At 70.5% G+C, this 25376-nt stretch carries 23 protein-coding genes; 8 read left to right on the top strand and 15 right to left on the bottom strand.

Going from position 1 to position 25376, the window contains the following annotated elements; genetic code table 11:
• Positions 1 to 41: 41 nt before the first annotated feature.
• From AB0259_RS02785 to AB0259_RS02825, 9 genes are all read right to left on the bottom strand, one after another.
• A complete protein-coding gene (locus tag AB0259_RS02785; protein ID WP_366220757.1) occupies positions 42 to 1310 on the bottom strand; it encodes an ABC transporter permease in 1269 nt (422 codons plus the stop codon).
• The gene (locus tag AB0259_RS02790; protein ID WP_217530515.1) at positions 1307 to 2095 is read right to left on the bottom strand and encodes an ATP-binding cassette domain-containing protein; all 789 of its coding nucleotides are present in this window, start codon (positions 2093 to 2095) and stop codon (positions 1307 to 1309) included. Before AB0259_RS02790 ends, AB0259_RS02785 begins: the two co-directional genes overlap by 4 nt.
• Positions 2096 to 2179: 84 nt before the next feature.
• Positions 2180 to 3268: a substrate-binding domain-containing protein gene (locus tag AB0259_RS02795; RefSeq protein WP_251579872.1), complete on the bottom strand. Its 1089-nt coding sequence runs from the start codon at positions 3266 to 3268 to the stop codon at positions 2180 to 2182.
• 163 nt (positions 3269 to 3431) lie between these two features.
• A complete protein-coding gene (locus tag AB0259_RS02800) occupies positions 3432 to 4619 on the bottom strand; it encodes a sugar ABC transporter permease (RefSeq protein ID WP_366220755.1) in 1188 nt (395 codons plus the stop codon).
• Positions 4616 to 5455 carry an ATP-binding cassette domain-containing protein gene (locus AB0259_RS02805; RefSeq protein ID WP_366220753.1) on the bottom strand — a complete coding sequence of 280 codons (840 nt, stop codon included), beginning with the start codon at positions 5453 to 5455 and terminating at the stop codon, positions 4616 to 4618. Before AB0259_RS02805 ends, AB0259_RS02800 begins: the two co-directional genes overlap by 4 nt.
• A gap of 7 nt (positions 5456 to 5462) precedes the next feature.
• The gene (locus tag AB0259_RS02810) at positions 5463 to 6515 is read right to left on the bottom strand and encodes a substrate-binding domain-containing protein (protein ID WP_251579884.1); all 1053 of its coding nucleotides are present in this window, start codon (positions 6513 to 6515) and stop codon (positions 5463 to 5465) included.
• The gene (locus tag AB0259_RS02815; RefSeq protein WP_251579886.1) at positions 6512 to 7693 is read right to left on the bottom strand and encodes an ROK family transcriptional regulator; all 1182 of its coding nucleotides are present in this window, start codon (positions 7691 to 7693) and stop codon (positions 6512 to 6514) included. The genes AB0259_RS02810 and AB0259_RS02815 overlap by 4 nt, the downstream gene beginning before the upstream one ends.
• Positions 7694 to 7735: 42 nt before the next feature.
• Positions 7736 to 8599 (bottom strand): NYN domain-containing protein, encoded by an 864-nt coding sequence (locus tag AB0259_RS02820; protein ID WP_251579888.1) that lies wholly within the window; start codon positions 8597 to 8599, stop codon positions 7736 to 7738.
• A 10-nt stretch (positions 8600 to 8609) separates the two neighbouring features.
• Positions 8610 to 9116 (bottom strand): hypothetical protein, encoded by a 507-nt coding sequence (locus AB0259_RS02825; protein ID WP_366220751.1) that lies wholly within the window; start codon positions 9114 to 9116, stop codon positions 8610 to 8612.
• A gap of 160 nt (positions 9117 to 9276) precedes the next feature.
• Here AB0259_RS02825 and AB0259_RS02830 point away from each other — a divergent pair, with 160 nt between their 5' ends.
• From AB0259_RS02830 to AB0259_RS02860, 7 genes are all read left to right on the top strand, one after another.
• Positions 9277 to 10287 (top strand): LacI family DNA-binding transcriptional regulator, encoded by a 1011-nt coding sequence (locus AB0259_RS02830; protein ID WP_251579891.1) that lies wholly within the window; start codon positions 9277 to 9279, stop codon positions 10285 to 10287.
• Between the two features lie 123 nt (positions 10288 to 10410).
• A complete protein-coding gene (locus AB0259_RS02835) occupies positions 10411 to 11112 on the top strand; it encodes a class II aldolase/adducin family protein (RefSeq protein WP_366220749.1) in 702 nt (233 codons plus the stop codon).
• A gap of 96 nt (positions 11113 to 11208) precedes the next feature.
• A complete protein-coding gene (gene chvE / locus AB0259_RS02840; protein ID WP_251579895.1) occupies positions 11209 to 12339 on the top strand; it encodes a multiple monosaccharide ABC transporter substrate-binding protein in 1131 nt (376 codons plus the stop codon).
• A 90-nt stretch (positions 12340 to 12429) separates the two neighbouring features.
• Positions 12430 to 13959: a multiple monosaccharide ABC transporter ATP-binding protein gene (mmsA, locus tag AB0259_RS02845; protein ID WP_251579897.1), complete on the top strand. Its 1530-nt coding sequence runs from the start codon at positions 12430 to 12432 to the stop codon at positions 13957 to 13959.
• Positions 13960 to 13976: 17 nt separating this feature from the next.
• Positions 13977 to 15209, top strand: a complete 1233-nt coding sequence (gene mmsB, locus AB0259_RS02850; protein ID WP_251579899.1) for a multiple monosaccharide ABC transporter permease — start codon at positions 13977 to 13979, stop codon at positions 15207 to 15209.
• Between the two features lies 1 nt (position 15210).
• Positions 15211 to 15351: a hypothetical protein gene (locus AB0259_RS02855; RefSeq protein WP_366220744.1), complete on the top strand. Its 141-nt coding sequence runs from the start codon at positions 15211 to 15213 to the stop codon at positions 15349 to 15351.
• Positions 15352 to 15441: 90 nt separating this feature from the next.
• Positions 15442 to 15804: a PLD nuclease N-terminal domain-containing protein gene (locus AB0259_RS02860; protein ID WP_251579903.1), complete on the top strand. Its 363-nt coding sequence runs from the start codon at positions 15442 to 15444 to the stop codon at positions 15802 to 15804.
• A 9-nt stretch (positions 15805 to 15813) separates the two neighbouring features.
• On the opposite strand, the gene AB0259_RS02865 is transcribed toward AB0259_RS02860, so the two are convergent.
• Positions 15814 to 16794 (bottom strand): Gfo/Idh/MocA family oxidoreductase, encoded by a 981-nt coding sequence (locus AB0259_RS02865; RefSeq protein ID WP_251579905.1) that lies wholly within the window; start codon positions 16792 to 16794, stop codon positions 15814 to 15816.
• A 48-nt stretch (positions 16795 to 16842) separates the two neighbouring features.
• Between AB0259_RS02865 and AB0259_RS02870 the strand changes: the two genes are divergently transcribed.
• Positions 16843 to 18186, top strand: coding sequence for a M20/M25/M40 family metallo-hydrolase (locus AB0259_RS02870; protein ID WP_366220742.1), 1344 nt, complete (start codon positions 16843 to 16845; stop codon positions 18184 to 18186).
• A gap of 2 nt (positions 18187 to 18188) precedes the next feature.
• On the opposite strand, the gene hrpA is transcribed toward AB0259_RS02870, so the two are convergent.
• From hrpA to AB0259_RS02895, 5 genes are all read right to left on the bottom strand, one after another.
• Positions 18189 to 22067 (bottom strand): ATP-dependent RNA helicase HrpA, encoded by a 3879-nt coding sequence (hrpA, locus tag AB0259_RS02875; protein ID WP_366220740.1) that lies wholly within the window; start codon positions 22065 to 22067, stop codon positions 18189 to 18191.
• 65 nt (positions 22068 to 22132) lie between these two features.
• Positions 22133 to 22861: a hypothetical protein gene (locus tag AB0259_RS02880; RefSeq protein ID WP_366221399.1), complete on the bottom strand. Its 729-nt coding sequence runs from the start codon at positions 22859 to 22861 to the stop codon at positions 22133 to 22135.
• 14 nt (positions 22862 to 22875) lie between these two features.
• Complete coding sequence (locus AB0259_RS02885) at positions 22876 to 23364, bottom strand: hypothetical protein (protein ID WP_366220738.1); 489 nt, start codon at positions 23362 to 23364, stop codon at positions 22876 to 22878.
• Positions 23357 to 24202, bottom strand: a complete 846-nt coding sequence (locus AB0259_RS02890) for a protein phosphatase 2C domain-containing protein (protein WP_366220737.1) — start codon at positions 24200 to 24202, stop codon at positions 23357 to 23359. Before AB0259_RS02890 ends, AB0259_RS02885 begins: the two co-directional genes overlap by 8 nt.
• Positions 24199 to 25347 (bottom strand): DUF5684 domain-containing protein, encoded by a 1149-nt coding sequence (locus AB0259_RS02895; RefSeq protein WP_366220735.1) that lies wholly within the window; start codon positions 25345 to 25347, stop codon positions 24199 to 24201. Before AB0259_RS02895 ends, AB0259_RS02890 begins: the two co-directional genes overlap by 4 nt.
• Positions 25348 to 25376 lie beyond the last annotated feature (29 nt).

A 25376-nucleotide genomic window follows, 5' to 3' on the forward strand; every position in this document is an offset into this window, starting at 1 on the left:
CGGTCAGACGGACCGGGGCCACCCTCATCTCCGTCGCACCGTCAGGTGCGGATACCCCCGGTGCGCAGTCGCGACAGCGCGTCGACCGTGGCGGCGAGGATCAGGACGCCACCGGTGACGAGCAGGTTGAAGCCGGCATCCATCTGCAGCAGCCCCAGCCCGTTGATGATGATGGCGATGACGAGCGCGCCGATCGCGGCGTGGATGAGACGCCCGCGACCGCCGAAGAGGCTCACGCCACCCACGACAGCCGCCGCGACGCCGGAGAGGACGATGTCGCGCCCCACCGCGCCGTCGACCGAGCCGACACGCGTCTGGTTGAAGAGCAAGGAGACCACCGACAGGCCCGAGGCGATGACGAAGCACCACCACTTCACCCAGCGGACCTTGATACCCGCGCGCCGTGCCGCCTCGGCGTTGCCGCCGATCGCGTAGACGTATCGGCCGAACTTGGTGCGGTCGAGCACGAACGTCCCGATGAAGAGGATCGTGAGCACGACCGGGACGATGATCGGCACGCCCTCGATCGGGATGATCGACTGCGAGCGGTTGAGGTTGAGGACGAACACCGCCGCGCCGCCGAGGATCGCCAGCACCGCGAGCTTCGCCCACACGAGCGCGATCGGCCGGTTGGGAACGCCCGCCCGGGTGCGGCGTCGGCGGTCCCAGAACGACAGTCCGCCCGAGACCAGCAGCATCACGGCGAGCATGACCCAGCCTCCCCAGACCGGGAGTCGTCCGTTCTGCAGGGCCAGCAGCTCGGGCGCCTCGATGGGGTACAGACCGCCCGCGCCGATGATGAGCAGAGCGAGGCCCTGGTACCCGAGGAACAGGCCGAGGGTGACGACGAACGACGGGATGCCGATCCGCGCCACGAGGAAGCCGATCAAGGCTCCCGTCGCCAGGCCGATGAGCAGGCCGAGAGCGAGTGCGAGCGGCCACGGGACGTCGAGCTTGACGTTGAGGACGACGAAGGATGCGATGCCCACGCCGCCGGTGACACCCGCCGACAGGTCGATCTCGCCGAGGAGCAGCACGAACACCAGCGCCATGCCGAGGACGACGAGGGATGCCGCCTGGCTCATGAGGTTCGCGAAGTTCACGGGAGTGAAGAAGAAGCGGCTCAGGATGCTGAAGAGGATGACGAGGAGGATGAGACCGCCGACGGCCGGCAGCGCCCCCATCTCGCCGCCGCGCACACGCTGCAGCCAGGCATTGATCTGATCGCCGACGCCGCCCTCGACGCCGCTGCCGATGAGGTCGCTGACGACGGGGTCGGGTGCCGCCGCGGTCCGGGTGCTGGTGCTCATGCGTCGCCTCCGACGGGGATCGTGGATGTCCCGACGAGCTGCACGCCCGGCGGGACCTTGGTTCCGGTGATGTAGCCGACGATGTCGTCGCGGGTGGTCTCGGTGGTCGCGACCTGGGCGACCATCTGGCCGAGGTAGAGGACGGCGATGTCGTCGGCGACCGCGAACACGTCGGCCAGGTTGTGGCTGATGAGCACGACGGCCACACCCTGATCGGCGAGCCGTCGGACGAGGTTGAGGACCTGCTCCGTCTGCGCGACGCCGAGGGCTGCGGTGGGCTCGTCGAGGATGACCACACGCGCCTTCTTCAGCACCGCGCGGGCGATTGCGACCGTCTGCCGCTGGCCGCCGGACAGGCTCGAGACCTTCTGGCGGACGCTCTTGACGGTCCGCACGGACAGCGACCGCAGCGTGTCGGACGCCTCCTTCTCCATGCGCCCCTCGTCGAAGGTGCCGCCGATCACCTCCTCGCGGCCGAGGAACATGTTCTGGACGATGTCGAGGTTGTCGCACAGGGCGAGGTCCTGGTAGACGACTTCGATCCCCAGGGCACCCGCTTCGCGGGGGGTCCGGAGCGACTGCTCCTGGCCGTCGACGAGGATCTCGCCGGTGTCGTAGGGCTGCACGCCGGCGAGGCCCTTGATGAGAGTGGACTTTCCGGCGCCGTTGTCGCCGACGAGGGCGGTGACCATTCCCGGTCGGACCGTGAGGTCGACGCCCTTGAGGACGCTGACCGGGCCGAAGGACTTCGTGACGCGCCGGAGTTCGATGATGGGTTCGCTCATGCGGATTCTCCTGAGAGGTCGAGGTGTCGCGCAGACAGGGAGGGTGGGGATGCCGCGGCTCGCGGCATCCCCACCCTCGTCAGATCACTCGACGCCGTACTCGGCGCACTTGTCGGCGAGGCTGACGCCGGCGATCTCGCCGGAGCAGACGTCCGAGGCCGAGGCGTCGCCGGCGGCGACGACATCCTTGACCTCGTCGGGCCCGACGAGCTGCGGCGTCACCGCGATGTACGGCGTGCCGTCCTCGAGCTTCTGGTCGGCGCTCGGCGTCGATCCCTGGAGGAGGTCGGTCGCGACCTTGATCGCGGCCTCGGCCTCATCCTTGACCGGCTTGTAGACCGTGGCGGTCTGCCACCCGGTGAGGATGTTGCGCAGGCCCTCGACGTTCGCGTCCTGGCCCGAGACGGCGACACCGGTGAGGTCGCGGTCCTGGAGCACCTTGATGACGCCGTCCGCGTTGGTGTCGTTTGCGGCCCAGACGCCGTCGACCTTGCCGCCGTTGGCGGTGAGCGCCTGCTCGAAGTTGGTCTGCGTCTTCGCGCCGTCCCAGACTCCCGGGGGCTCCGCGACCGGCTTGATGCCGGCTGCTTCCATGACCTCGACGGCGCCCTTCTTGAACATCGCCGCGTTGCCGTCGGTCGGGTCGCCGCCCATGTAGTAGACGGCCGCGGTCGCCGGGTCCTTGCCCGCGGCCTCGAGGCCGTCGAGGACCGTCTGCCCTTCGAGCTTGCCCACCTCGACGTTGTCGAAGGAGACGTAGTAGTCGGCGCCCTGGAACGGACGGTCGTAGGCGATGACGGGGATGCCCTGGGACTTCGCCTTGGTGGCCACACCCACAGCGGCGCCGTTGTAGTCGACGAGCAACATCACGCCGCAGCCCTGGGTGAGCTGCTGGTCGCCGATGGTCGCGTACTTCGAGGTGTCGCCCTGCGCGTTCTGGATGTCGACGTCGAAGCCGGCGGCCTTGAGGCCCTCATCCAGGTACTTGCGGTCGAAGTTCTCCCAGCGGGGCGAGGACGCCGCGTCGGGGAGGATGACGCACGCGCGGCCGGCTTCGGCCGGTTCGGCGCCGCCGCTCGAGCCCGCGGGTGCCGGGGTGTTCGAGGTGGAACAGCCGGCGAGCAGGAGTGCAACGGCCCCCAGGGCTGCTGCGACGGACAGGGACTTCTTCATCGTTCGCCTTTCGACAGTGAAATCAAACGAGCGCGACATCGCGCTTGACGATGATCTTGATGCGTTCACGAAATGAAGTCAAGATGTGAACATAACGCTTTCGTCACCGCTGACGACCCGCTGCGCGGCGACCCACAGCGTCCTCCGGCGCGGGTGCGACTCGCTAGAGGGCGCCGGATCCCATCCGCGACCGCCGGGTGACGGCGTCGAGCGCGACGGCGAAGACGAGGACCGCTCCGGTGACCATGAACTGCACGGCCGAGCTCAGGTTCACGAGGGTGAGGCCGGAGGAGATCGCCTGGATCACCACGACGCCCAGCAGCGCCGCGAAGGCCGACCCTCGACCTCCGAAGAGGGACGCGCCACCGATGATGGCCGCCGCGATCGCGTTGAGGTTCGTGTCGGCGGCACCGGTGCTCTGGTTCGCCGCCGCCAGGCGAGCGGCCGCCAGCAGCCCGCCGGTGGCCGCCAATGCCGAGCACAGGACGAAGACCGAGATCACGACGCGGTCGACACGGATGCCGGCCCGCCGCGCCGCCTCGATCGAGCCGCCCGCTGCGAACACCGACCGCCCCCAGCGGGTGCGGGTCAGGGCCAGATGGGCCATCACGACGAGCACGACGAAGAGCACGAACATGACACCGACGCCGCGCGAGAGACCCAGGTACCAGCACGCGCCGACGAGCCCGGTCAGAAGCAGCACGCCGCGGATGACGATGGTGAGGGTGCGCTCGCTCTCGAGCTCGGCTGCCGCTCGCCGTCGCGCGCGGCGGAGCAGCGTCGCGGTGTAGGCGACCGCGGTGCCCACGGCGAGCGCATACGCCAGCCAATGCGGCAGGTACATCTGCTGCGCGAACTGCACGATCCACGAATCGAACGGGAGGTTGATCGACCCGGCGTCGCCGAGGACCCACAACTGGACCCCGAGGAGGCCGAGCAGCCCCGCGAGCGTCACGACGAAGCTCGGCAACCCGAGCTTCGTCCGGAGGACGCCGTAACAGACTCCTACGACGCAGCCGGCGGCGATCGCGGCCGCCACCGCCAGCGGGAGCGGCCACCGCAGCTGCACGGCTCCGACGGCGAGGATCGCGGCGGCGACACCCGACATCGAGCCCACGGACAGGTCGATCTCGCCGATGAGGAGGACCAGGACGATGCCGAGCGAGATGGTGCCGATCGCCGCGCACTGCATGAGCAAGTCGCTCAGGTGCCGACTGGTGAGGAAGACGGGGTTGAGCGTCTGGAAGACGATCGCGATCACGACCAGGGCGATGACGACCGGCATCCGACCCAGTTCGCCTGACCGCAGGCGCGCGAGCGCAAGGGCGACGACGCCGGCGTCGCGGGTCATCGATCGCCCTCCGCGCGCCGTCGGGCCTCGGCGAGAGGGATGACGGGGGCGCGTGGTTCGAGGTCATCGCGATGCGGGCGCGCAGCGTCCAGGGCGCCGGTGATCGCCGCGATCAGAACCTCGCTGGTGGCCTCCTCGGCGTCGAATTCCCCGTTGTTGCGCCCGAGGCGCAGGACGACGATGCGGTCGGCGACGGCGAGCACGTCGGTCAGATTGTGGCTGATGAGCACCACACCGTGCCCGCGGTCCCGCAGTCGCTCGATGAGGTTGAGCACCTCGGCGGTCTGCGCGACGCCGAGCGCCGCGGTGGGCTCGTCGAGGATGACGATCCGCGGCTCGCCGATGAGCGAGCGCGCGATCGCCACCGTCTGACGCTGACCCCCCGAGAGCGTCGAGACCGGCACCCGCACGGAGGGGATCTTCGCGGCGAGTTCGCGCAGCAGCATCCAGGTCCGCTCCTCCATCGCGACCTCGTCGAGCCGCCCCCGTTCGAGGAGCTCCCGGCCGAGCCAGAGGTTGGCGACGACGTCGAGGTTCTCGCACAGCGCGAGATCCTGGAAGACCGTGGCGATGCCGAGGTCCTGGGCGTCGGCGGGGGTGGAGAGCTGCACCGTCTCGCCGTCCAGCTCGATCGTGCCCGAATCGGCGGGGTGGACTCCGGCCAGCACCTTCACGAGCGTGGACTTGCCCGCGCCGTTGTCGCCGACGAGGGCGACCACCTCGCCCTCGCGGACGCGGAAGTCGACGCCGTTCAACGCGCGGACGGCACCGAACCGCTTGTCGATGCCGCGCATCGTGAGGACGTGGTCGCCGGTCCGGCGCGAGGAGACGGTCACGGGTGGCTCACTCCAATCCCGCTGCGGCGCACGCCTGGGCGTAGGCCGGGGTGCAGATGTCCTGCAGGGTCCAGAACCCGTCCGCGACGACGGTGGTGGCGATGTCGTCGACGGTGACGGCGACGGGCGTGAGGAGCGTCGCGGGGATGCCGTCGACCGTCGTGTCGCCCGTCGGCCGGTCCCCGGCCGCGAGCTGCATGGCCACGTCGGCCGCGATCGTCGCCTCGGTGCGCAGGGCCTTGTAGACGGTCATGTACTGATCGCCCGAGACGATGCGCTGGAGCGCGGTCAGTTCGGCGTCCTGCCCGGTGACGAGGGGGAACGGCGAGACGTCGGCCGCGCGGAGGGCGGCGATCGCGCCGCTCGCGGTGCCGTCGTTCGCGGCGTACACCGCGACGATCTCGTCGCCGTACTGCGCGATCTGGCCGGCGACCCAGGCTTGCGCCTTGTCGGGGCTCCAGTCCGGGGTGTCGTACTCGGCGAGGATGCGCAGACCGGCGTCGGCGATGACCCGGCGGGCGCCCTCGCGGAACTGCGCCGCGTTGCTGTCCGTCGGCGAACCGTGGACCATGAGGATGCCGCCGTCCGTCCGGCCCTCGCGCTCGAGCCCCGCGACGAGCGCCTCTGCCTGCAGCTCGCCGACCCGCTCGTTGTCGAACGACACGTAGTACGCGGGCGTCCCACCGCCGACGATCATCCGGTCGTACGAGATCACGGGGACGCCCTCGGCGGTCGCTGCGGCCAGGATCGACGCCGCGGCGCGTCCGTCGACGGGGTCGAGCACGAGCACCGCCGCGCCCGCCGCGAGGGCGGACTCCGCCTGCTGCTGCTGGCGTGCGGCATCCTGATCCGCGTTCGTGTACAGCACCTGGGCGTCGCCGAGTTCTGCGATGCGCTCCTCGAAGACCGGCCGGTCGAAGGTCTCGTACCTGGCGGTCTTCTTGTCGGGGAGGAGGAGGCCGATCGTCGTGCGGCCGGGGGAGTTGTCCGGCAGCGCGCAGCCCGACAGTGCGGCGGCCGTTGCCCCCACCACGACGAGGGCGGCGAGCAGCCGTCTCATGCGGTGAACGCGACCAGGTCTGCGTCCACCGCGACGTGATCGAGAGCGAGCGCGATGGCTCCGCGGGTCTCGGCCCATTCCGCGAAGTCCGACGCCACGATCTCGGGGACACCTCCGCCGAGGACGGAGCGCTCGAGGGCGTGACGCAGGGGCGCGAGGAGGATCTCGCCGGCGCGCGCGAGCTCACCGCCGACGACGATGCGTTCGGGGTCGATGAGGTTGCACAGGCTCGCCGCGGCGATGCCGATGTGGCGCCCGGCATCCGCGATCGTCCGCTGGGCCGCCGCGACGCCGTCACCCGCTGCCGTCACGAGGTCGCGCAGGCGGTGGATGCCGTCGGCCTCGGTGAATCCCGCGAGCAGCGCGGGGCCGGCGGCGACGGTCTCGAGGCAGCCGCGATTGCCGCAGCGGCAGCGGCCGCCGTTCTCATCGATCGTCATGTGGCCGATCTGACCGGTGCGGCCGCTCACACCGCGGAAGAGGTCGCCGTCGACGAGCAGGCCCGCGCTGATCGAGTGGCCGACGGTGATGTAGACCGAGGAGGAGGCGCCGCGGGCGGCGCCCTCGCGTGCCTCGGCCAGGGCACCGAGGTTGGCTTCGCTGTCGACGTGGACGGGGCGGCCGATGCGGGCCGACAGGCTGCGCGCGATGTCGACGCCGTCCCACCCGGGAAGGAGCCCCGGAGTCGAGATGACGGAGGTCCGCGGGTCGACCGGCGCCGGGAGGGCGAGCCCGACGGCGAGGAGGTCGGAGAGCGACCCGCCCAGGCCCTCCACCATGTCGCCGAGCAGCAGACTCAGGCGGTCGAGTTCGGCGTCGTGACGATGATCGGGCGCGAGCGGCAGCGAGGTCTCGGCGACGACCGACCGCGTGGCGTCGGCGATCGCGACGTGCAGCTTGCGAGTCGAGAAATGCGCGCCCGCGACCAGGCCCACCTGGCGGGCCAGGGAGACGAGGGTGGCGCGACGGCCGCTGCGCGAGGTGAACGAGGTGTGCAGCACCCCCGTCGCGGTGAGCTCCTTGACGATGTTGGACACCGTCGCGGGGGAGAGGCCGGTTGCTCCCGCCAGCTCGATCTGCGTCAGACGCCCATGACGCTTCAGCGAATCGAGCAGACGTGCACGATTCGCTTCTCGCAGCGAGGACTGCGAGCCGGGCGGTGTTGACCGGCGAGCCACGGGGACACCCTACCGCGCAAGGGCTGTCTCGGGCCCGCCATGTCAGACGGCGTCGACGAGCCGGACGCGCACGATGTTCGTGGTCTCGTCCAGCTCGGCGACCTTCGGATGATCCTTCACGAAGTCCGAGAACGAACGGTGACCGAGCGCCTTCTCGCTGAAGGACGGGTCCATCCGCTTCAACAGGTTCTTCACGGCCGACAGGTGCACCCACTCCTCGTCCGTGCGCTCGTGCTCCAGCCGGAGTGCCCGCGACAGGAGCTGCTCGACGGGGTCGACGGTCTTGCGGCGGCGTCGAGCCGCGGTCGGAGCCGCCTCGGGAGCGGGCTCGGGTTCGGGGACGGCCACCCCGGGGAGCGCGTCGTAGGCGTCGAACTGGTCGCAGGCGGCGGCCAGGGACTTGGCCGTCGATCCCGCGACGCCGACCGCGACGACGTAGCGCCCGAGGCGCTTGCACCTCTGCGCCAGCGGGACGTAATCGCTGTCGCCGGCGACGATGACGACGTGGGTGAGGTCCTCGAGGCGGAAAAGGTCTTCGACGGTGTCCACGGCGAGGCGGATGTCGGCGCCGTTCTTCGCGTACGCCGCCGCGGGGAACAACTGCACGAGGTCGACGGCTCGGGCGACGAGCTGCTGCCGGTACAGCGAGTTGACGGGGGAGGACCAGTCCGCGTACGCCCGGGTCAGGACGAGCGTCCCGAACGAGGCGGCGTAGTCCATGATCGCGCCCACGTCGATCATCGCCGTCGACAGGCGGTCGGCGATCTCCTTCTCGTCGGGATCCGCGGCGATCCGCTGTCGATCCCGTGAGTAGCTGTTCCGACCGTGCACCCGGTCGTACCAACTCATGACGATGTTGTCGAAATCGAGGTAGACCGCGACACGCGGGGTGGAGGAGTCCGGCATCCCCCCAGTCTTACAGTTCGCGGCGCGAAGGTGTCCCGGGAACCGTGTCGCTGAGACCGAGAACGAAGGTGAGGATGTCCCGCGCCGGTGCCGAGCGTGCCGGACCGCGGCCGAGGGACCAGCCCGCGTCCTCCGCCACGAGGGTGGCGCCCGACACGGCGGCGCGGCGCTCGAAGGGCATGCGCGTCACGGCATACAGGGCGACCGCGCCGCTGGTCGTGGCGGGCAGGTCGATGGGTCGATCGCCCGCGAGGACGAGCAGTGCGCGCGTCGCATCGACGAGGGATCGGATGCGGCGGCGCCGACCGGCGCGGATGCGCGCCGCCGCGTCGGCCAGCGGCAGCGCCCCGTCGAGGCCCGCATCGGCGAGGAACCGAGCCTCGTCGTCAGGCGAGGTGATCAGCGGGGCCGCTGAGAGGACGGCATCCGCCATCGCCTCGCGCCAGTCGCCCGTCACGGCGGACTCGTCGACGCGTTCGCGGTTGCTGAGCGGCAGATGACGCGAGAGGTCGGACATGCGGTCAGCTTAAATCGGGAATCGGCGCTCGCGTCGATGTGACAGACGCGTCTGTCACACGTGGAAGCCGTGAATCCGTGAGACATAGGGTGGGTCGAGGGGGTTCGTGTGCATAATGGCGCTGAATCCATGTGACCGTGAACATCCAGCGAGGGGCCCGATGAGCGACGATGCCGCCGGCCGGAGAGCGAGTATCCGGGACGTCGCGCGCCTCGCCGAGGTCTCGCACCAGACGGTCTCCCGCGTCTTGAACGACCATCCGAGCATCCGGCCCGAGACGCGCGACCGCGTGCTCGCGGCCATGAGAGAGCTCTCCTACAGCCCGAACCGAGCGGCGCGTGCCCTCGTGACGAGTCGGTCGCGGACGATCGGCATCCTCGCCGCCTCGGCGACGCAGTACGGACCCGCCTCCTCCATCGCCGCGATCGAGGCCGCCGCTCAGGCCCGCGGCTACTGGGTCTCCACGGCGAACATCGATCCCGGCGATCCGCAGTCGATCCCGGACGGCATCTCGCACCTGATGGCGCAGTCCGTCGAAGGCCTCGTCGTGATCGCCCCGCAGGTGCGGGTCATCCGCGCCATCGCCGCGCACGCCGTGGACGTCCCCTTCGTGACGCTGCAGTCCACCGACCAGGCCGCCGGGCATTCCGTCGCGGTCGACCAGATCACCGGCGCGCGCCTGGCCACGCGTCACCTGATCGAGCTCGGGCACCGTTCCATCTACCACCTCGCCGGTCCGCAGGACTGGATGGAGGCCGAGGCGCGCATGACGGGCTTCCTCGAGGAGATCAACGCGTGGGATCTCGCCACGACGGCGCCGATCCTGGGGGACTGGACGGCGGATTTTGGCTACTACGCGGGGCGGGAGCTCCTGCGCTACCGCGACTTCACCGCGATCTTCTCCTCCAACGATCAGATGGCGCTCGGGCTGCTCCACGCCGTACGCGACGAGGGCCTCGACTGTCCGCGTGACGTCAGCATCGTCGGGTTCGACGACATCCCCGAGGCGGGACACTTCTGGCCGCCGTTGACGACCGTTCGCCAGGACTTCGCCGAACTCGGACGTCGATGCGTCGAGGTCCTGCTCGACGACGCTGCATCCTCTCCCTCCGCAGCCCTCGCGCCGGAGCTCGTCGTGCGCTCGTCGACGGCGCCCGCGGGTCGGCTCTGACCCTCGCGGCGCGTCGTGTTTGACATCTCTGCGGCTGTGGGTGCATCATCTCCGATGTGAACGGTCACATGGCCATCACCCGAGAGGGGTGACGGCGGCCGCGCAAGACGAAGGAGTCGGGCAATGACGTCGAAGGACGAGCGGTACGTGAGCGGGGTGAAGACCGAGGTCGCCGTCGCCCGCACCCGCGAGCGCGTGGCTTCGCTCCTGATCGACCTCTCCCGCCGCGGCCTCTCTGCGGCGACGCTCTGCGAACGCGTTCCCGGCGCCGACCTGTTCGTCACCCGTCCGACGGACGTCGAGGACGATTCGACCCCCGAGAAGATGATGGTGCTGTCGCTGACCGGTCGGCCGGTCGCCGGAACGCCCGGAGAGAGCGGCATCCGTCCTGCCGATGTCGAGCTCTACGCGGCGGTCCTGCGCGAGCTCGACGGGGCGACGGCCCTCGTCCACCTCGAGACCGGTCACGCGGCGGCGTGGGCGGCGCGCGGGCGGGAGATCCCCTGCCTCACGGCGCAGGCCGCTCGCGAGTTCGGCGGAACCGTGCCCGTCCTTTCCGGTCCGCGGGTCGATCCGGTGGCGCTCATCGAGGCGCTGCGCGGCGGCGACGCACCCGCTGTCCTCGTGACGGGCCTGGGCGCCTTCTGCGTGGCCCCATCATCGCGCGAGGCGGTCCGGATCGCGCAGGTCCTGGAGGGGATCGCTCGAACCGCCACCCTCGCCGCCGTCGCCGGCGACACCGAACCCCTCTCGGCGGAGTCGATCGCGGACCTCTCCGGTCGCGCGCGACTGCTCCGGGAACCGATCACCGACGGCCGCCGGTAGCCCGTTACCGGGCGCGGCCACCCCACACAGACCCTCACGGGTCGAATGCACCACACCGGACACCACGACACCGAAGTCCACGGGAAAGGAAACACAGTGAAACTCAAGAGGATCATCTTCGTCGGCATCGCAGCCGGCGCCCTCGCGCTCACGGCGTGCGCCGGAGGCGGCAACACCGCCGGTGGCGGCGGCAACGAGGGCGGCGGCGACGGCGGCCTCATCGGCGTCGCCATGCCCACCAAGAGCTCCGAGCGCTGGATCCAGGACGGCGACGCCGTCAAGAAGGCCCTCGAGGACCAGGGCTACCAGGTCGACCTCCAGTACGCCGAGGACGACATCCCCACCCAGGTCTCGCAGATCGAGAACATGATCACCAAGGGCGCGGAGGCGCTCATCGTCGCATCGATCGACGGCACGACGCTCACCGAGGCCCTGCAGAACGCGGCGGATGCCGACATCCCGGTCATCGCCTACGACCGCCTCATCAAGGGCACCGAGAACGTCGACTACTACGCGACGTTCGACAACGAGCTCGTCGGCAACCAGCAGGCGTGGACGGTCCTGAACGGCCTCGGCCTGACCGACCTCGAGGGCAACCCCGTCGACGGCGCGCCCGAGGGCCCGTTCAACATCGAGCTGTTCGCCGGCTCGCTGGACGACAACAACGCGTTCTTCTTCTTCAACGGAGCGATGGACGTCCTGAAGCCGTACATCGAGGACGGAACGCTCGTCGTGAAGTCGGGTCAGACGAGCATCGAGCAGGCAGCGACGCTCCGCTGGGACGGCGAGACCGCTCAGAGCCGCATGGAGGACATCCTGACGGCGAACTACAGCGACGGCACCCAGGTCGACGCGGTCCTCTCGCCCTACGACGGCATCTCCCGCGGCATCATCTCGGCTCTCGCCGACGCGGGCTACTCCGTCGGGGACGAGTGGCCGATCATCTCCGGTCAGGACGCCGAGGTCGACTCGGTCAAGGCCATCCTGAGCGGTGAGCAGTACGCGACCATCTTCAAGGACACCCGCGAGCTCGCCAAGGTCGCCGCGGACATGGCCGTCGCCGTGCTGAACGACGAGGAGCCCGAGACCAACGACACCACCACGTACGACAACGACGTCAAGGTCGTCCCGTCGTACCTGCTGGCGCCGGTCCCGGTCGTCAAGGACAACGTGCAGTCGGCTCTGGTCGACACCGGCTACTGGACGGCGGAGGAACTGGGTCTCTGACCCCGCTCCACCACTGACCATCCGCGTCGGCGGCGGGGTTCGCCTCGCCGCCGACGCACCCCCATCCATCCCTCACGGAAGTCGGAGATCGTGACCGAGACCATCCTCGAGATGCGCGGCATCACCAAGACGTTCCCGGGCGTGAAGGCGCTGTCGAACGTCAACTTCGCCGTCGAGCGCGGAGAGATCCACGCCATCTGCGGCGAGAACGGCGCGGGCAAGTCGACGCTCATGAAGGTGCTGTCGGGTGTCTACCCGCACGGCACCTATGACGGCGAGATCCACTACGCCGGTGACGTCGTCGAGTTCAAGAGCCTGCGCGACAGCGAAGCGCGCGGCATCGTCATCATCCACCAGGAGCTCGCCCTCAGCCCCTACCTGTCGATCGCCGAGAACATCTTCCTCAACAACGAACGCACGGGCCCCGGCGGCCTGATCGACTGGAACAAGACCAACTTCGAAGCCGCCGAGCTCCTGAAGCGCGTCGGCCTGCGGGAGAACCCGACCGCGAAGGTCAATCAGCTCGGTGTCGGCAAGCAGCAGCTCGTCGAGATCGCCAAGGCACTGTCGAAGGAGGTCAAGCTCCTCATCCTCGACGAGCCGACCGCCGCGCTCAACGACGAGGACTCCGACCACCTGCTCGACCTGATCCTCAGCCTCCGCGAGGAGGGGATCACGTCGATCATCATCAGCCACAAGCTGAACGAGATCAAGAAGGTCGCCGACGCCGTCACGGTCATCCGCGACGGGAAGACGATCGAGACGATCGCGAAGACCGACGTCACCGAGGACCGCATCATCAAGGACATGGTGGGTCGCGACCTCGAGCACCGGTACCCCGACCACGAACCGCAGATCGGCGACGAGCTGCTGCGGGTCGAGAACTGGACCGCGCACCACCCGCAGGACCCGACGCGCGTCGTCGTCGACGACGTGTCGATCACCGTCCGTGCGGGCGAGATCGTCGGCATCGCGGGCCTCATGGGCGCCGGTCGCACCGAGTTCGCGATGAGCCTGTTCGGGCACAGCTACGGCACCCGCATCTCGGGCAGGGTCTTCATGCGCGGCAAGGAGATCCGCACTCGCACCGTGTCCGAGGCCATCGCCAACGGCTTGGCCTACGCGACCGAGGACCGCAAGACGTACGGCTTGAACCTCATCGAGGACATCAAGCGCAACATCTCGATGGCATCGCTGAAGAAGCTCGAGAAGGCCGGCCTGGTCGACGACAACGAGGAGTTCGCCGTCGCCAACCAGTACCGCAAGAGCATGAACATCAAGGCGCCGACCGTGCTCGCCAAGACGGGCAAGCTCTCCGGCGGCAATCAGCAGAAGGTCGTGCTGTCGAAGTGGATCTACTCCGATCCCGAGGTGCTGATCCTCGACGAGCCGACGCGAGGCATCGACGTCGGAGCGAAGTACGAGATCTACACGATCATCAACAAGCTCGCCGCCGCCGGGAAGGGCGTCATCGTCATCTCGTCGGAGCTCCCCGAACTGCTCGGCATCTCCGACCGCGTGTACGCGCTGTCGGAGGGCCGCATCACCGGTGAGGTGCCCATCAGCGAGGCCACCCCCGAACACGTCCTCAAGCTCATGACCATGGAGAAGCCCCGCTGACGGGGCAGGAGACACACATGTCGAACACCACCACACCCCCGGAGACGGCCGCCGGCGGCGGCATCAACCCCGCCGACAACCGCGTCACCCGCTGGCTGACGACGGTCCTGTCCGACCTCGGCCGCAACGGCATCTTCATCGCCCTCATCGCGGTCGTCGTCCTGTTCGCGATCCTCACCGACGGCATCCTGCTGCGTCCGCAGAACCTGTCGAACCTCGTCGTCCAGAACGGCTACATCCTCGTGCTGGCCATCGGCATGGTGATGATCATCATCGCGGGTCACATCGACCTGTCCGTCGGCTCGGTCGCCGCCTTCATCGGTGCGGTCTCGGGTGTCCTGGCGGTCCACTGGGGACTGCCCTGGGGCCTCGCGATCGTCCTCTCGCTCCTGATCGGCGCCCTCGTGGGCGCGTGGCAGGGCTTCTGGGTCGCCTACGTCGGCATCCCCGCGTTCATCGTGACCCTCGCGGGCATGCTCATCTTCCGCGGCCTCGCCCTCGTGGTCCTCGGCAACCAGAACATCGGCTCGTTCCCGACCGAGTACCGCTCGCTCGGCAACGGCTTCCTCGCGGGCCTGTTCGGCGAGTCCGACCCCGACCTGTTCACCCTCGTGATCGGAGCCGTGGCCATCGTCGCCCTCGCGGTGCAGCAGGTGCGCACGCGCCTCGGGCGGCAGAAGTACGACCAGGACGTCGACCCCCTTCTCTGGTTCATCGCCAAGCTCGCGCTGGTCGCGGTCGTGATCGGATGGTTCACCCTCGCACTGGCGTCCTACAAGGGCATCCCGGTCACCCTGATCGTGCTGGCCGTGCTCGTGCTCGTGTACGGGATCGTCATGAACCGCACGGTCTTCGGCCGCCACATCTACGCGATCGGCGGCAACCGGCACGCGGCGGAGCTGTCGGGCATCAAGACGCGCCGAGTGGACTTCTGGCTCTTCGTCAACATGGGCGTCCTCGCCGCTCTCGCGGGCCTCATCTTCACCGCGCGTCTGAACCTCGCCGGGCCCAAGGCGGGTGAGGGCTTCGAACTCGAGGCGATCTCGGCGGCCTTCATCGGCGGGGCCGCCGTCCAGGGCGGTGTCGGCACGATTGGCGGCGCCATCATCGGTGGTCTGATCATCGGTGTCCTGAACAACGGCATGTCCATCATGGGCATCGGCATCGACTGGCAGCAGGCCGTGAAGGGCCTCGTGCTGCTGTTCGCGGTCGCCTTCGACGTCTACAACAAGCGTCGGGCAGGTCACTGAGATGGCGAAGCAGATGTCCTCGGGAGGCGACCTCGACCGTCCCGGCCCCACGACAGCGCGGATCACGATGTGGATCTGCGGCGGCGCCGTGGGTCTCTACATGGTCGTGAGCGGCCTCATCGGTGCCCTGACCAACGGCTGAATTAGCCCGCTCGCCGGCCGACCGCATCCCCTCCTCCTCCCGTGGAAGAGGGGATGCGGTCGTTCATCGCCCGCTCATAGACTCGGGCCCATGCCCTATCTGGTCTCGCTCGTCGTCCTGGCCGGGATGATCTTCGCGCTCGTCGACATCATCACGCGGGACCAGAGTCTCGTGAAGCACATGCCCAAGACGGTCTGGATCTTCGTCGTCATCCTGCTGCCGTTCCTCGGCACCGTGCTGTGGTTCGCGATCGGCCGGGAGTACCCTCGCCGCGAGGTCAGTCGTCCGCCGCAGTTCGCCCCGTGGGCGACCGAGCCGCCGGCCGCTCCGGTGCGACCCCGGGACGCGCGTTCGACGGAGCAGCAGCTCGCCGACCTCGAACGCGAGATCGAGGAGGAGCGGCTGCGGGCCGAACTCGCCCGCCGCCGACGGGACATCGGCGACCCGGCCTGAGACCGCCGCTCAGCCGCGCGGGTACACGACGCCGATCTGCCGACGGATCTCGTCGAGCGTGCCCATGATCGCGACGCTCTCGTCGATCGGCAGGATGTCGCCGTCGGTGCGGCCCTGCGAGATGAGCTGTTCGGCGTGGAGGGCTTGGAACTGCATCCCGCGCCCCTCGATCTCGGTGCGGAACTCCTCGACGACCACTCCCTCGCGGTCGAACACGCGGAAGGTCGTGGGCGCGTAGAACACGCCGTCGATCTCGATGCGCCCCGCCGTTCCGACGATCTGCGCGGCGTTGGCGCCCGCGGCACGTGAGGACGTCAGCAAGGACGAGACGCCGCCGCCCGCGTGCACCATGGCGATCGCGACGTCGGTGTCGGCTCCCGTGCTCCCCAGCTGCGCCGTCGCGCGGATCTCGGCGGGCGCTCCGAGGACGTCCCACGCGAAGGAGATCGGATAGATCCCGAGGTCCAGGAGCGCGCCACCGCCGAGTGAGAGGTCGTTGAGCCGGTGCGTCGGGTCGTCGGTGATGTTCTGCGTGTGATCGGCGCTGACCACGCGGACCTCGCCGATGACACCGTCCGCCAGGATCTCGCGGAGGCGCACCATGTGCGGAAGGTAGCGCGTCCACATCGCTTCCATCGCCAGGAGGCCGTGGTCGGCGGCGAGGTCGCGGATCGCGACGGCCTGGTCGGCGTCGAGGGTGAGCGGCTTCTCGATGAGCACGTGCTTGCCGTGCTCGAGCGCGAGGGCGGCACCGGCGAGGTGATGACTGTGCGGTGTCGCGACGTAGACGATGTCGACCTCAGGGTCGGCGACGAGGTCCTCGTACGAGCCGTGGGCTCGGGGGATCGCGTATCTCTCCGCGAACTCCCGGGCGGATTCGAGCCGGCGCGACCCGACCGCCGTCACCGTACGGCCGGCGGTCTTCAGGTCGGAGGTGAAGGCGTGCGCGATGCCGCCGGTGGCCAGGATTCCCCAGCGAAGAGAGGTCATGTCCCGAGCCTATCGGCGTGGGCGGCGGGCCCGATCTAGAGTCGGATCGTGACCCGAACCGACGCCGCCGCCGTGGAGCGGTTCCGCGAGCTGCTGCGGATAGCGACGGTGTCGATGCCGACCGACGACCCTGCAGCCGACGACACCGCGTTCGTCGCCTTCCGCGACGCCATCGCCCGGCTCTACCCCTCCCTCCACGGCGTGCTCGAGCGCGACATCGTGGGCGGGTACTCGCTCCTCTACCGCTGGCGCGGGACGGATGCCGCGGCTCCGCTCGTGCTCATGGCCCACATCGACGTCGTGCCCGTCGTGGCAGAGGAGTGGACGCGCCCCCCGTTCGCCGCCGAGACGGTCGGGGCCGGCGAGGAGGCCGAGATCCACGCCCGCGGCGCGGTCGACGACAAGGGCTCGCTCGTCGCGATCCTCGAGGCGGTCGACGCCCTCGTCGCCGAGGGGTTCACGCCGCGACACGATGTCTACCTCGCCTTCGGCCACAACGAGGAGATCGCCGGCGACGGCGCGCAGGCGATCGTCGCGGTGCTGCGCGAGCGCGGCGTGCACCCGTCGCTCGTGCTCGATGAGGGCGGAGCGGTCGTGGAGGGCGCGATCCCCGGGGTGCAGGTTCCCACCGCGGTCATCGGTGTCGCCGAGCGCGGCGTCATGACGGTGCGCCTCACGGCCCGGGAACTCGGCGGGCACGCGTCGACACCGCCTCGCGATCCCGCGACCGCGCGACTCGCGCGTGCCGTCCTGAGACTCCACCGGCGCCCCTTCCCGACCCGGCTGGTGCCGCCCGTTCGCGCGATGTTCGAGACCGTCGCCCCGCACACCTCAGGACCCCTCCGCCCCGTGTTCGCGAGCATCGGCGTCACCGGGAGACTTCTCGCGAAGGTCTTCCCACGTCTCGGCCCCGAGCTCAACGCCCTCGTGCGGACGACCGCGGTGGTGACCGAGCTCTCCGGCGCCGCGGGGGCGAACGTGCTCGCGACCTCCGCCCGCGCCAGCGTCAACGTGCGCCTCCTGCCGGGGGACACCGCGGCGTCGGCCGCCGCCCGCATCCGTCGCGTCATCGGCGACCGTCACATCCAGGTCGAGGTCGAGTCGGCGTCGGAGCCCTCGCCGGTGTCGCCGTGGTCGGGCTCCGCGTGGGACCGCCTCGCCGCCGCGACGGCGTCCGCGCTCGGCGGAGACGTCCTCCCGACGCCCTACATCCAGCTGGGGGCGAGTGACAGCAGGTGGTTCACGTCGATCAGCGATCACGTGTATCGGTTCACACCGTTCCATCTGACGCGCGCCGAGCGGGAGGCCCTCCACTCGCACGACGAGCGCATCCGGGTCGGGTCGTGGCTGCGCGGGATCGGGTTCTACCGCGATCTCCTGCGGGCGAGCTGACCTCAGCCGCGCTCCGCGAGCGCCTTGGAGATGCGCTGCAGCGAGACGGGCTCCGCGGTGCCGAGGCGCTGGGCGAACAGACTGATCCGGAACTCCTCGAGCAGCCAGCGCGCGTGCGCGAGGTGCGCAGGAGCGCCGGACGGAAGGGGGAGCGTGCCGCCGGCATCCGCGTACAGGGCGGCGGCCCGTTCGTATTCGGTCATCCGCTGACGATCGCGACCCGGGTTGTCGGCCAGGGTGTCGACCCGCTCCTTCGCCCCCTGCAGGTATCGGGGCAGGTGGGCGAGGCGGTCGGTGCCGGTGCGGGAGAGGAAGCCCGGGTGGATGAGCGCCGCAAGCTGACCCTTCACGTCGCCGAGGGCCGCGAGCAGCGTCATCGAGTTCTGGTTCTTGACCGCGCGTTCGACGTCGCGCTGCAGGGTGAGGATGCGGGCTGCCAGCGACACCGTCTGGAACAGCTCGTCGACGATACGGCGCGAGAAGGCGTCGCGTGCGGCCTCGAACCCGGCCACCGTGCGGATGACCGTCTCGCCCATGACGGCGTCGGCCACGGCGACCCGGGCATCCTCGATCAGGGCCTTCGCCGAGGGGTAGGGCGACGCCGCGAGCGCCAGCTTCTCAGGCGAGGTCAGGTGATCCATGACGTAGGCGGTGGGGGAGGGGACGGCGAGCAGCAGCAGACGGCGGACGCCCGCCCGCGTGAGCTCGGCCGCCCGCTCGGCGGTCGCCTCGATGCGCAGCGACACCGCATCCTTCGTGTCCACGAGGGCGGGGTAGCCCCGTACGACACCGCCCGCCACCTTCGTGTCCACGACGGCGGGCAGGTCGCCGACGTCCCACGTCGTGATGCCCGTGCGCTCGATCGGCGCGCTCGCGGCCGCAACGGCTGCCGACGGGGATGCCGACGGTGCGGGCCCCTTCGTCGGGGTGAGCGACCGGGCCACCGACTCCCGGGCTCGGCCGGCGAGGCGGTCCTGGAGCGCGCGCAGGTCGCGGGACGACGCCACCGTGCGACCGCGCTGGTCGACGGCGCGGAACGAGACCGTGAGGTGCGCGGGAACCCGGTCGAGGTCGAAGTCGCGCTCGGTGACCGGCTGATGGGCGACCCGCTGGATGCGCGCGGCCAATGCCGCCCGCAGCGACGAGGCCGGGAGGCCGTCGGTGTCCTCGGGGCCCGAGCCGCGCAGCTCGTCGCCGAGGGTCGCCGCCCAGTCCGCAGCGGGGACGACGTGTCGGCGTATCGCCTTGGGGAGCGCCTTGATGAGCGCCGTGACGAGCTCGTCGCGCATGCCGGGGACCTGCCAGTCGAATCCGTCCGGCCGCAGCTGCGCGAGCAGGGCGAGCGGCACGACGATGCTCACGCCGTCGTCGGGGGCTCCGGGTTCGAAGCGATACGCGACGGAGAGCACCTGGTCGCCCTGTCGCCAGCGGGCGGGGAAGTCACGCTCGTCGGTGCGTGCGGCCTCGCCGAGGAGGTCCGCCTCCGTCATGTCGAGGAGCTTCGGGGTGCGCGGCTGGGCTTCGCGCCACCATGCTTCGAAGGAACGCACGTCGAACACGTCGTGCGGGACCCGCGTGTCGTAGAAGGCGTACACGGCCTCGTCGCCGACGAGGATGTCGCGGCGCCGCTCCCGCTCCTCGATGCGCTCGAGCTGCCGGCGGAGCTCCCCGTTGCGACGCTCGAACGCGGTCAGGCGCTTGTCGAGGTGCTGACTGTTCCACTCGCCCTCGACGAGCGCGTGACGCAGGAACAGCTCCCGCGCCAGATCGCGGTCGCGGCGGGCGAGCTGCACCCGGCGGCGGGGGATGATCTCGACGCCGAAGAGCGTCACCTTCTCCGCCGCGACGGCAGCGCCGGCATCCTTCGACCAGTGCGGATCGCTGAGGCTGCGGTGCGCGAGGTCGCCCGCGAGGTCCTCGGCCCAGGCGGGGTCGATCGCCGCAACGGTGCGACCGAACAGGCGCGAGGTCTCGACGAGCTCGGCGGCCATGACGGCGTCGGGGGAGGCCTTGCGCAGTCCCGAGCTGGGGAAGACCGCGAACGAGGCGCCCCGCGCGCCGCGGTACTGCGGCAGGGGCTTGCGAGCGTTCTTCTTGGCGGGATCGGTCGTGACCGAGCGGGTGTCGAGGATGCCGATGTGCGAGAGGAGCCCCGACAGGATCGCGCGGTGCAGCGCGTCGGGGTCGGCGGCGCCCGCGGGTTGCCGCGGGGTGTCCTTCGGCGACCCGGAACGCGACAGCGTGCTCAGCTGCCGGTGCACGTCGAACCACTCCCGGACGCGGACGTAGTTGAGGTGTTCGCTGCGGCACAGGCGCCGGAACGCGCTGGAGCCGAGCTCGCGCTGCTGCTCGCGCAGGTGGTTCCAGAGATTCAGCAGCGTGAGGAAGTCGCTCGTCGGATCGACGAACCGCGCGTGCAGCCGGTCGGCCTCCTCCCGCCGCTCCTCGGGGCGCTCCCGCACGTCCTGGATCGACAGGCCGGCGACGATCGCGAGGACGTCCCGTGAGACCCCGAGCTTCTCGGCCTCGAGCAGCATCCGTGCGAAGCGCGGGTCGATCGGCAGGCGTGCGATGCGGCGGCCGAGTCCGGTGAGCCGGAGGGCGCCCGTGCGGCCGGCGACGGCGCGCAACTCGGTCAGGAGCTCGACTGCCGCCTTCACGCCGCGACTGTCGGGCTTCGTGAGGAACGGGAACTCGGTGACGTCGCCGAATCCGAGCGAGAGCATCTGCAGGATGACGGAGGCGAGCGACGTGCGCAGGATCTCGGGCTCGGTGAACTCGGGACGAGCCGCGAAGTCGTCCTCACCGTAGAGACGGATCGCGATGCCCGCCGAGGTGCGCCCGGCGCGGCCGGAGCGCTGCTGCGCCGACGCCTGCGAGATCGCCTCGATCGGCAGGCGCTGGATCTTCGAGCGCACGCTGTAGCGCGAGATGCGCGCCGTGCCGGTGTCGACGACGTAGCGGATGCCGGGGACCGTCAGACTCGTCTCGGCGACGTTCGTGGCGAGGATGACGCGGCGCCTCACGCCCGCGACCGAGGACGGCTCGAAGACGCGGTGCTGCTCGGCGGACGAGAGCCGGCCGAACAGGGGCAGCACCTCGGTGGGGCGGGCGTCCTTCGCGTACAGGCCGCGGACGGCATCCATCGCGTCGCGGATCTCGGCCTCGCCGGGAAGGAAGACGAGCACGTCGCCGTCGGGCTCGCGGTCGAGTTCTCGGAGTGCGGCGAGGAGCCCGTCGACGTCGTCCTCGGACTCGGTGTCGTGCGGGCGGTAGCGGATCTCGACGGGGTAGGTGCGGCCCGAGACCTCGATGATCGGCGCAGGCACGCGCTCGCTGTCCGCGCCCGGCGCCGCGAAGTGCGCCGCGAAGCTCTCGGGATCGATCGTCGCCGAGGTGATGATCACCTTCAGGTCGGGACGCTCGGGCAGGAGGCGGGCGAGGTAACCCAGCAGGAAGTCCACGTTGAGCGACCGCTCGTGGGCCTCGTCGACGATGATGGTGTCGTAGCGGCGCAGCAGCCGGTCGCGGTGGATCTCGTTGAGGAGGATGCCGTCGGTCATCAGCGTGACCTGCGTGGCCTCGGTCACCTCGTCGGTGAAGCGGACCTTGTAGCCGATCGCGCCGCCGAGCGGCACCTGCACCTCGTGGGCGAGGCGCTCGGCGATGGAGCGGGCGGCGATGCGCCGCGGCTGGGTGTGCGCGATGCGGGTGCGGCCCAGTTCGAGGCACATCTTGGGCAGCTGCGTCGTCTTGCCCGAACCGGTGGCACCGGCGACGATGACGACCTGATGCTCCGCGATGGCGCGCGCGATCTCGTCCCGTGCGGCGCTGACGGGCAGCTCCGGGGGATACGAGATGACGGGGACGGGTGCGGACACAGCCTTCGATGCTATCGCGCGGCCGGATGCCGGCGGTCGCCGCCCGCCCGTCCGAGGACCGGCGGTCAGCGGTCGGCGGTCTGCGGGGCGTCGAGGAGGGGCAGGTCCGCAGCCGTCACGAGGCGCGAGAGCACGGCGTGCTCGACCAGCCGCGCGCGGCGATTGGTGGCGAGCTTGCCGGCGCCGCCGCGGAGGCCCTGGACGCCTTCGCGGTCGAACTTGTCGCACACGTTGTCGAGCTTGCGGTTGAAGGTCGTGAGCGGCCACCCCAGGCGCTCCGCCGCCTTCGCGGACGAGGGGATCTGACTGGATCCCATCATCCCGCCGCGCAGGATCGGTTCGCACAGTGCGATCAGCAGCAGGCGCTGGCTCGCCGTCATCGGGACCGCGCCGATCGTCGTGCCCCCGTCGGTGCTGTCGCCCTCGAGGGCCGAGATCCTGCCGGTGAACCGGGCGGAGCCGTTGCGGATCGTGAACTCGTACGTGTAGGCGCCCGCGGTGAACATGACGACGAGCTCGGGGAAGACCAGAGGCACCCGTGTCCCGGGACCGAGCATCGCCTGGTACGCACCGTCGGCGGTGGCGAGGGCGACCGAGATCGATCGTCCCGTGTTGGTCAGCCACCACATCCCCTGCGAGGACTCGATCTCGAGGAGCCGCCGGTGCAGGTAGGGGTTCGTGTCGATCACGAGGTCCGCATCGCGACCGATCGAGAACGTCTCGCCCGGCGTGGGATGGAACCACTCCCCGCAGAATTCGATGCCGAGCTCGGCGGCCTCCGTCTCGGCCGTCATCTCGATGTCCTCCGTCATCCGATTCCCCCCTGAACGATCACGACGATGCCCCACACGGCGGCGGCGACGATCGCCGTCCCCGCGAGGGCGACAAGCAGCAGGATGCCTCCGTGGGTCCGCCTCGGCGGCGCGGACGGCGTTAGCGGCGGCGCCGCGATGTCCGTCCGCACGATGGCGGGGCCCGTTTCGACGCGACGGGGCCTATAGACGGACTGGGACACGAGCGTGCCCGGCGCCGAGGCCGTCCGCGGGGTGTCCGCCCGCCCGTGCGCGATGGCGGTGCCCCCGGTGGTGGGCCGGGGCACGAGCGGCCTCGCCGTCGCGCGGGTCGGGTCGTCCGTGCGCCGATCGGCGATCAGCGTCTCGTCCTCGGAACCGGCCGTCGGGTCGGGAGCGGAGCCGGTGCGGCGGGCCACGATGCGCGTCGCCTCCTCGCGATCCGCACGCAGCTCGCGACGTGTGCGGGGCGCGTGACGGGTCTGGTCGTCCAGCGGGTCAGTCATGGCGTCTCCGTCGCGACGGCACGGTCTCCACCTCGATCGTGCCGGTCGCGGGCTCGCTCGTGACGAGCCCGCCCGTCGTGTCCTCGAGACGGGGGTGGATGCCGCCGCCCACCACGTCGACGACGATCGCCGTCACGTTGTCACGTCCGCCGTGAGCCAGGGCCTGGGCGACGAGCGCACCGGTCGTCTGCGCCGGCGATGCACCGCTCAGGAGTCCCGCCCGGATGGCCTCGTCCGTGATCTCCCCGGACAGGCCGTCGGAGCAGACGAGGAGGCGCTCGCCGGTGACCACCGGCAGCAGCCAGAAGTCGGCCGGACTGCGCTCGCCGCCGACGGCGCGCGTGATGACGTTGCGCCCTTCGAACGAGGACATGTCCTCGCGTGCGAGGCGCCCGGCATCCACCATCTCCTGCGCGATGGAGTGATCGATCGTCAGCTGTTCCAGCCGCTCCGCGATCAGGCGGTAGACGCGGGAATCGCCGATGTTGACGACCAGCCACCGCTGCTCGCCGTCGTGCTGCACCGCGACGATGCCGGTGAGGGTCGAGCCTGCGCCGCGGGTCGTGCCGCGCGCAATGGCCCCGACGGCGCGATGGGCGGCGTGAACCGCCTCGGCGACCTCCTCCGGCGCGACGTCGCTGCGTCCCACGAACCCACGGAATGCGTCGACCACGGCCGCGGCCGCACGGTCGCCGGCCTCATGACCGCCCATGCCGTCGGCCACGATGAAGACCGGGTAGCTCGCGAGGTGTGCGTCCTCGTTCACCCGACGTCGCAGGCCGGTGTCGGTGAGTGCGCCGCTGATGACGTCGACGTGCGGCGACCGGTCAGAAGTCATCTCGCCCCCGTGTCGAGGAACAGCTCCGCGTCGCCGAGGAGGAACCGGCCCGCGAGGGCGACCGCCGTGCCCACCGCGATCTCGCTGTCGCCGTCGCCGACGATCACGCCGTTCGTCGACGAGAGGTCGGTGATGCTCCACCCTCCGGCGTCGCGGCGGAGCAGTGCGTGGGTCTTCGAGATCGTCTTCGTGGCGTCGTCGACCGCGACGGGATGGGCACCGGGGGCCTCGGCCGGCGGACTCGGGTTCCGCCCGAGGACGACGAGATCGCCGGCGAGTGCGACCGTCTGCCCGTTCGGAAGGCGCAGCGACGCGGCCGGGCGTCGGTGCGCGGCGATGACCGTATGCTCCTCGACCTCGGTGCCGGTCGGCCAGGACGCGGCGGGGGCCGCGGGCGGCGCGGCGGGCGTGGCGGGCGCGAGCGACGGCGGCGACCAGGCCGGGGCGGGGGAGGCTGCCGGGGAGGGGGCCGAGGCGGGTGGGGCGAACGCGGCCGTGTCCGCCGGGGCCGATGCCGCCGAGCGCGCGGGCCGCGGGTCGTCGGCGAACGGTGTCGGCGGCAGGCCGGGGCGTGACAGCCCCCGCCAGCGCGCCGATCCCCAGCCGATGACGGAGGCCCAGACGGGGAGGAGTGCGACCCCGAGCAGGACGAACCCGGCGCCACGCTCGAAACCGCGGTTCAACGGTCCCATCATCCGGAGGAGGAGGACGACGGCGGCCGCGAGGAAGACGAGGAGGAGGAGGATCGGGACGAGCGTGGCGCCCAGGAGTGCGCCCGCGGCGTCGCCGCCGGAGCCGCCGAAGGCGGCGTTCTGCGCGGACGCCACGAACAACGCGTTGGTGACCGAGGCCAGGACGGCGGTGAGGAGGCCGCCGCCGATCAGCACGACCGCCCACCACCCCTTCATCCCGGCCACCTCGAACAGGATCCAGAGGTTGAGGACCGGGACCCACGCGCGGGAGGGGGGGCGGTCGACCTTGCGGAAGACCGCGCCGAGCGCCAGAGCCGTCCACACGTAGAGGCCGGCGGCCAGGATCAGCTGCACGACGGCGAACACGAGCGCGGCGACGGCGACGCCGGCCGCGGCCCCGGCCGCCTCTGCGACCTCCGCCGCGACAGGGACCTCCGTGATCACGCTCTGCATCTGTGCTCGTCCTCCGTCATCGATTCCGT

The sequence above is a fragment of the Microbacterium sp. NPDC080005 genome, assembly GCF_040702445.1.
Classification (GTDB): Bacteria; Actinomycetota; Actinomycetes; order Actinomycetales; family Microbacteriaceae; genus Microbacterium; species Microbacterium oleivorans_D.

Excerpts from the sequence above, each read along its gene's own strand:
- AB0259_RS02885 (WP_366220738.1), bottom strand. The coding sequence starts at position 23,364 with ATGACTGACCCGCTGGACGACCAGACCCGTCACGCGCCCCGCACACGT.
- AB0259_RS02785 (WP_366220757.1), bottom strand. The coding sequence starts at position 1,310 with ATGAGCACCAGCACCCGGACCGCGGCGGCACCCGACCCCGTCGTCAGC.
- AB0259_RS02855 (WP_366220744.1), top strand. The coding sequence starts at position 15,211 with ATGGCGAAGCAGATGTCCTCGGGAGGCGACCTCGACCGTCCCGGCCCC.
- AB0259_RS02830 (WP_251579891.1), top strand. The coding sequence starts at position 9,277 with ATGAGCGACGATGCCGCCGGCCGGAGAGCGAGTATCCGGGACGTCGCG.
- AB0259_RS02835 (WP_366220749.1), top strand. The coding sequence starts at position 10,411 with ATGACGTCGAAGGACGAGCGGTACGTGAGCGGGGTGAAGACCGAGGTC.
- AB0259_RS02865 (WP_251579905.1), bottom strand. The coding sequence starts at position 16,794 with ATGACCTCTCTTCGCTGGGGAATCCTGGCCACCGGCGGCATCGCGCAC.
- AB0259_RS02795 (WP_251579872.1), bottom strand. The coding sequence starts at position 3,268 with ATGAAGAAGTCCCTGTCCGTCGCAGCAGCCCTGGGGGCCGTTGCACTC.
- AB0259_RS02810 (WP_251579884.1), bottom strand. The coding sequence starts at position 6,515 with ATGAGACGGCTGCTCGCCGCCCTCGTCGTGGTGGGGGCAACGGCCGCC.
- AB0259_RS02825 (WP_366220751.1), bottom strand. The coding sequence starts at position 9,116 with ATGTCCGACCTCTCGCGTCATCTGCCGCTCAGCAACCGCGAACGCGTC.
- AB0259_RS02820 (WP_251579888.1), bottom strand. The coding sequence starts at position 8,599 with ATGCCGGACTCCTCCACCCCGCGTGTCGCGGTCTACCTCGATTTCGAC.
- AB0259_RS02895 (WP_366220735.1), bottom strand. The coding sequence starts at position 25,347 with ATGCAGAGCGTGATCACGGAGGTCCCTGTCGCGGCGGAGGTCGCAGAG.
- AB0259_RS02880 (WP_366221399.1), bottom strand. The coding sequence starts at position 22,861 with ATGACGGCCGAGACGGAGGCCGCCGAGCTCGGCATCGAATTCTGCGGG.
- AB0259_RS02860 (WP_251579903.1), top strand. The coding sequence starts at position 15,442 with ATGCCCTATCTGGTCTCGCTCGTCGTCCTGGCCGGGATGATCTTCGCG.
- mmsB (WP_251579899.1), top strand. The coding sequence starts at position 13,977 with ATGTCGAACACCACCACACCCCCGGAGACGGCCGCCGGCGGCGGCATC.
- AB0259_RS02890 (WP_366220737.1), bottom strand. The coding sequence starts at position 24,202 with ATGACTTCTGACCGGTCGCCGCACGTCGACGTCATCAGCGGCGCACTC.
- AB0259_RS02790 (WP_217530515.1), bottom strand. The coding sequence starts at position 2,095 with ATGAGCGAACCCATCATCGAACTCCGGCGCGTCACGAAGTCCTTCGGC.
- AB0259_RS02800 (WP_366220755.1), bottom strand. The coding sequence starts at position 4,619 with ATGACCCGCGACGCCGGCGTCGTCGCCCTTGCGCTCGCGCGCCTGCGG.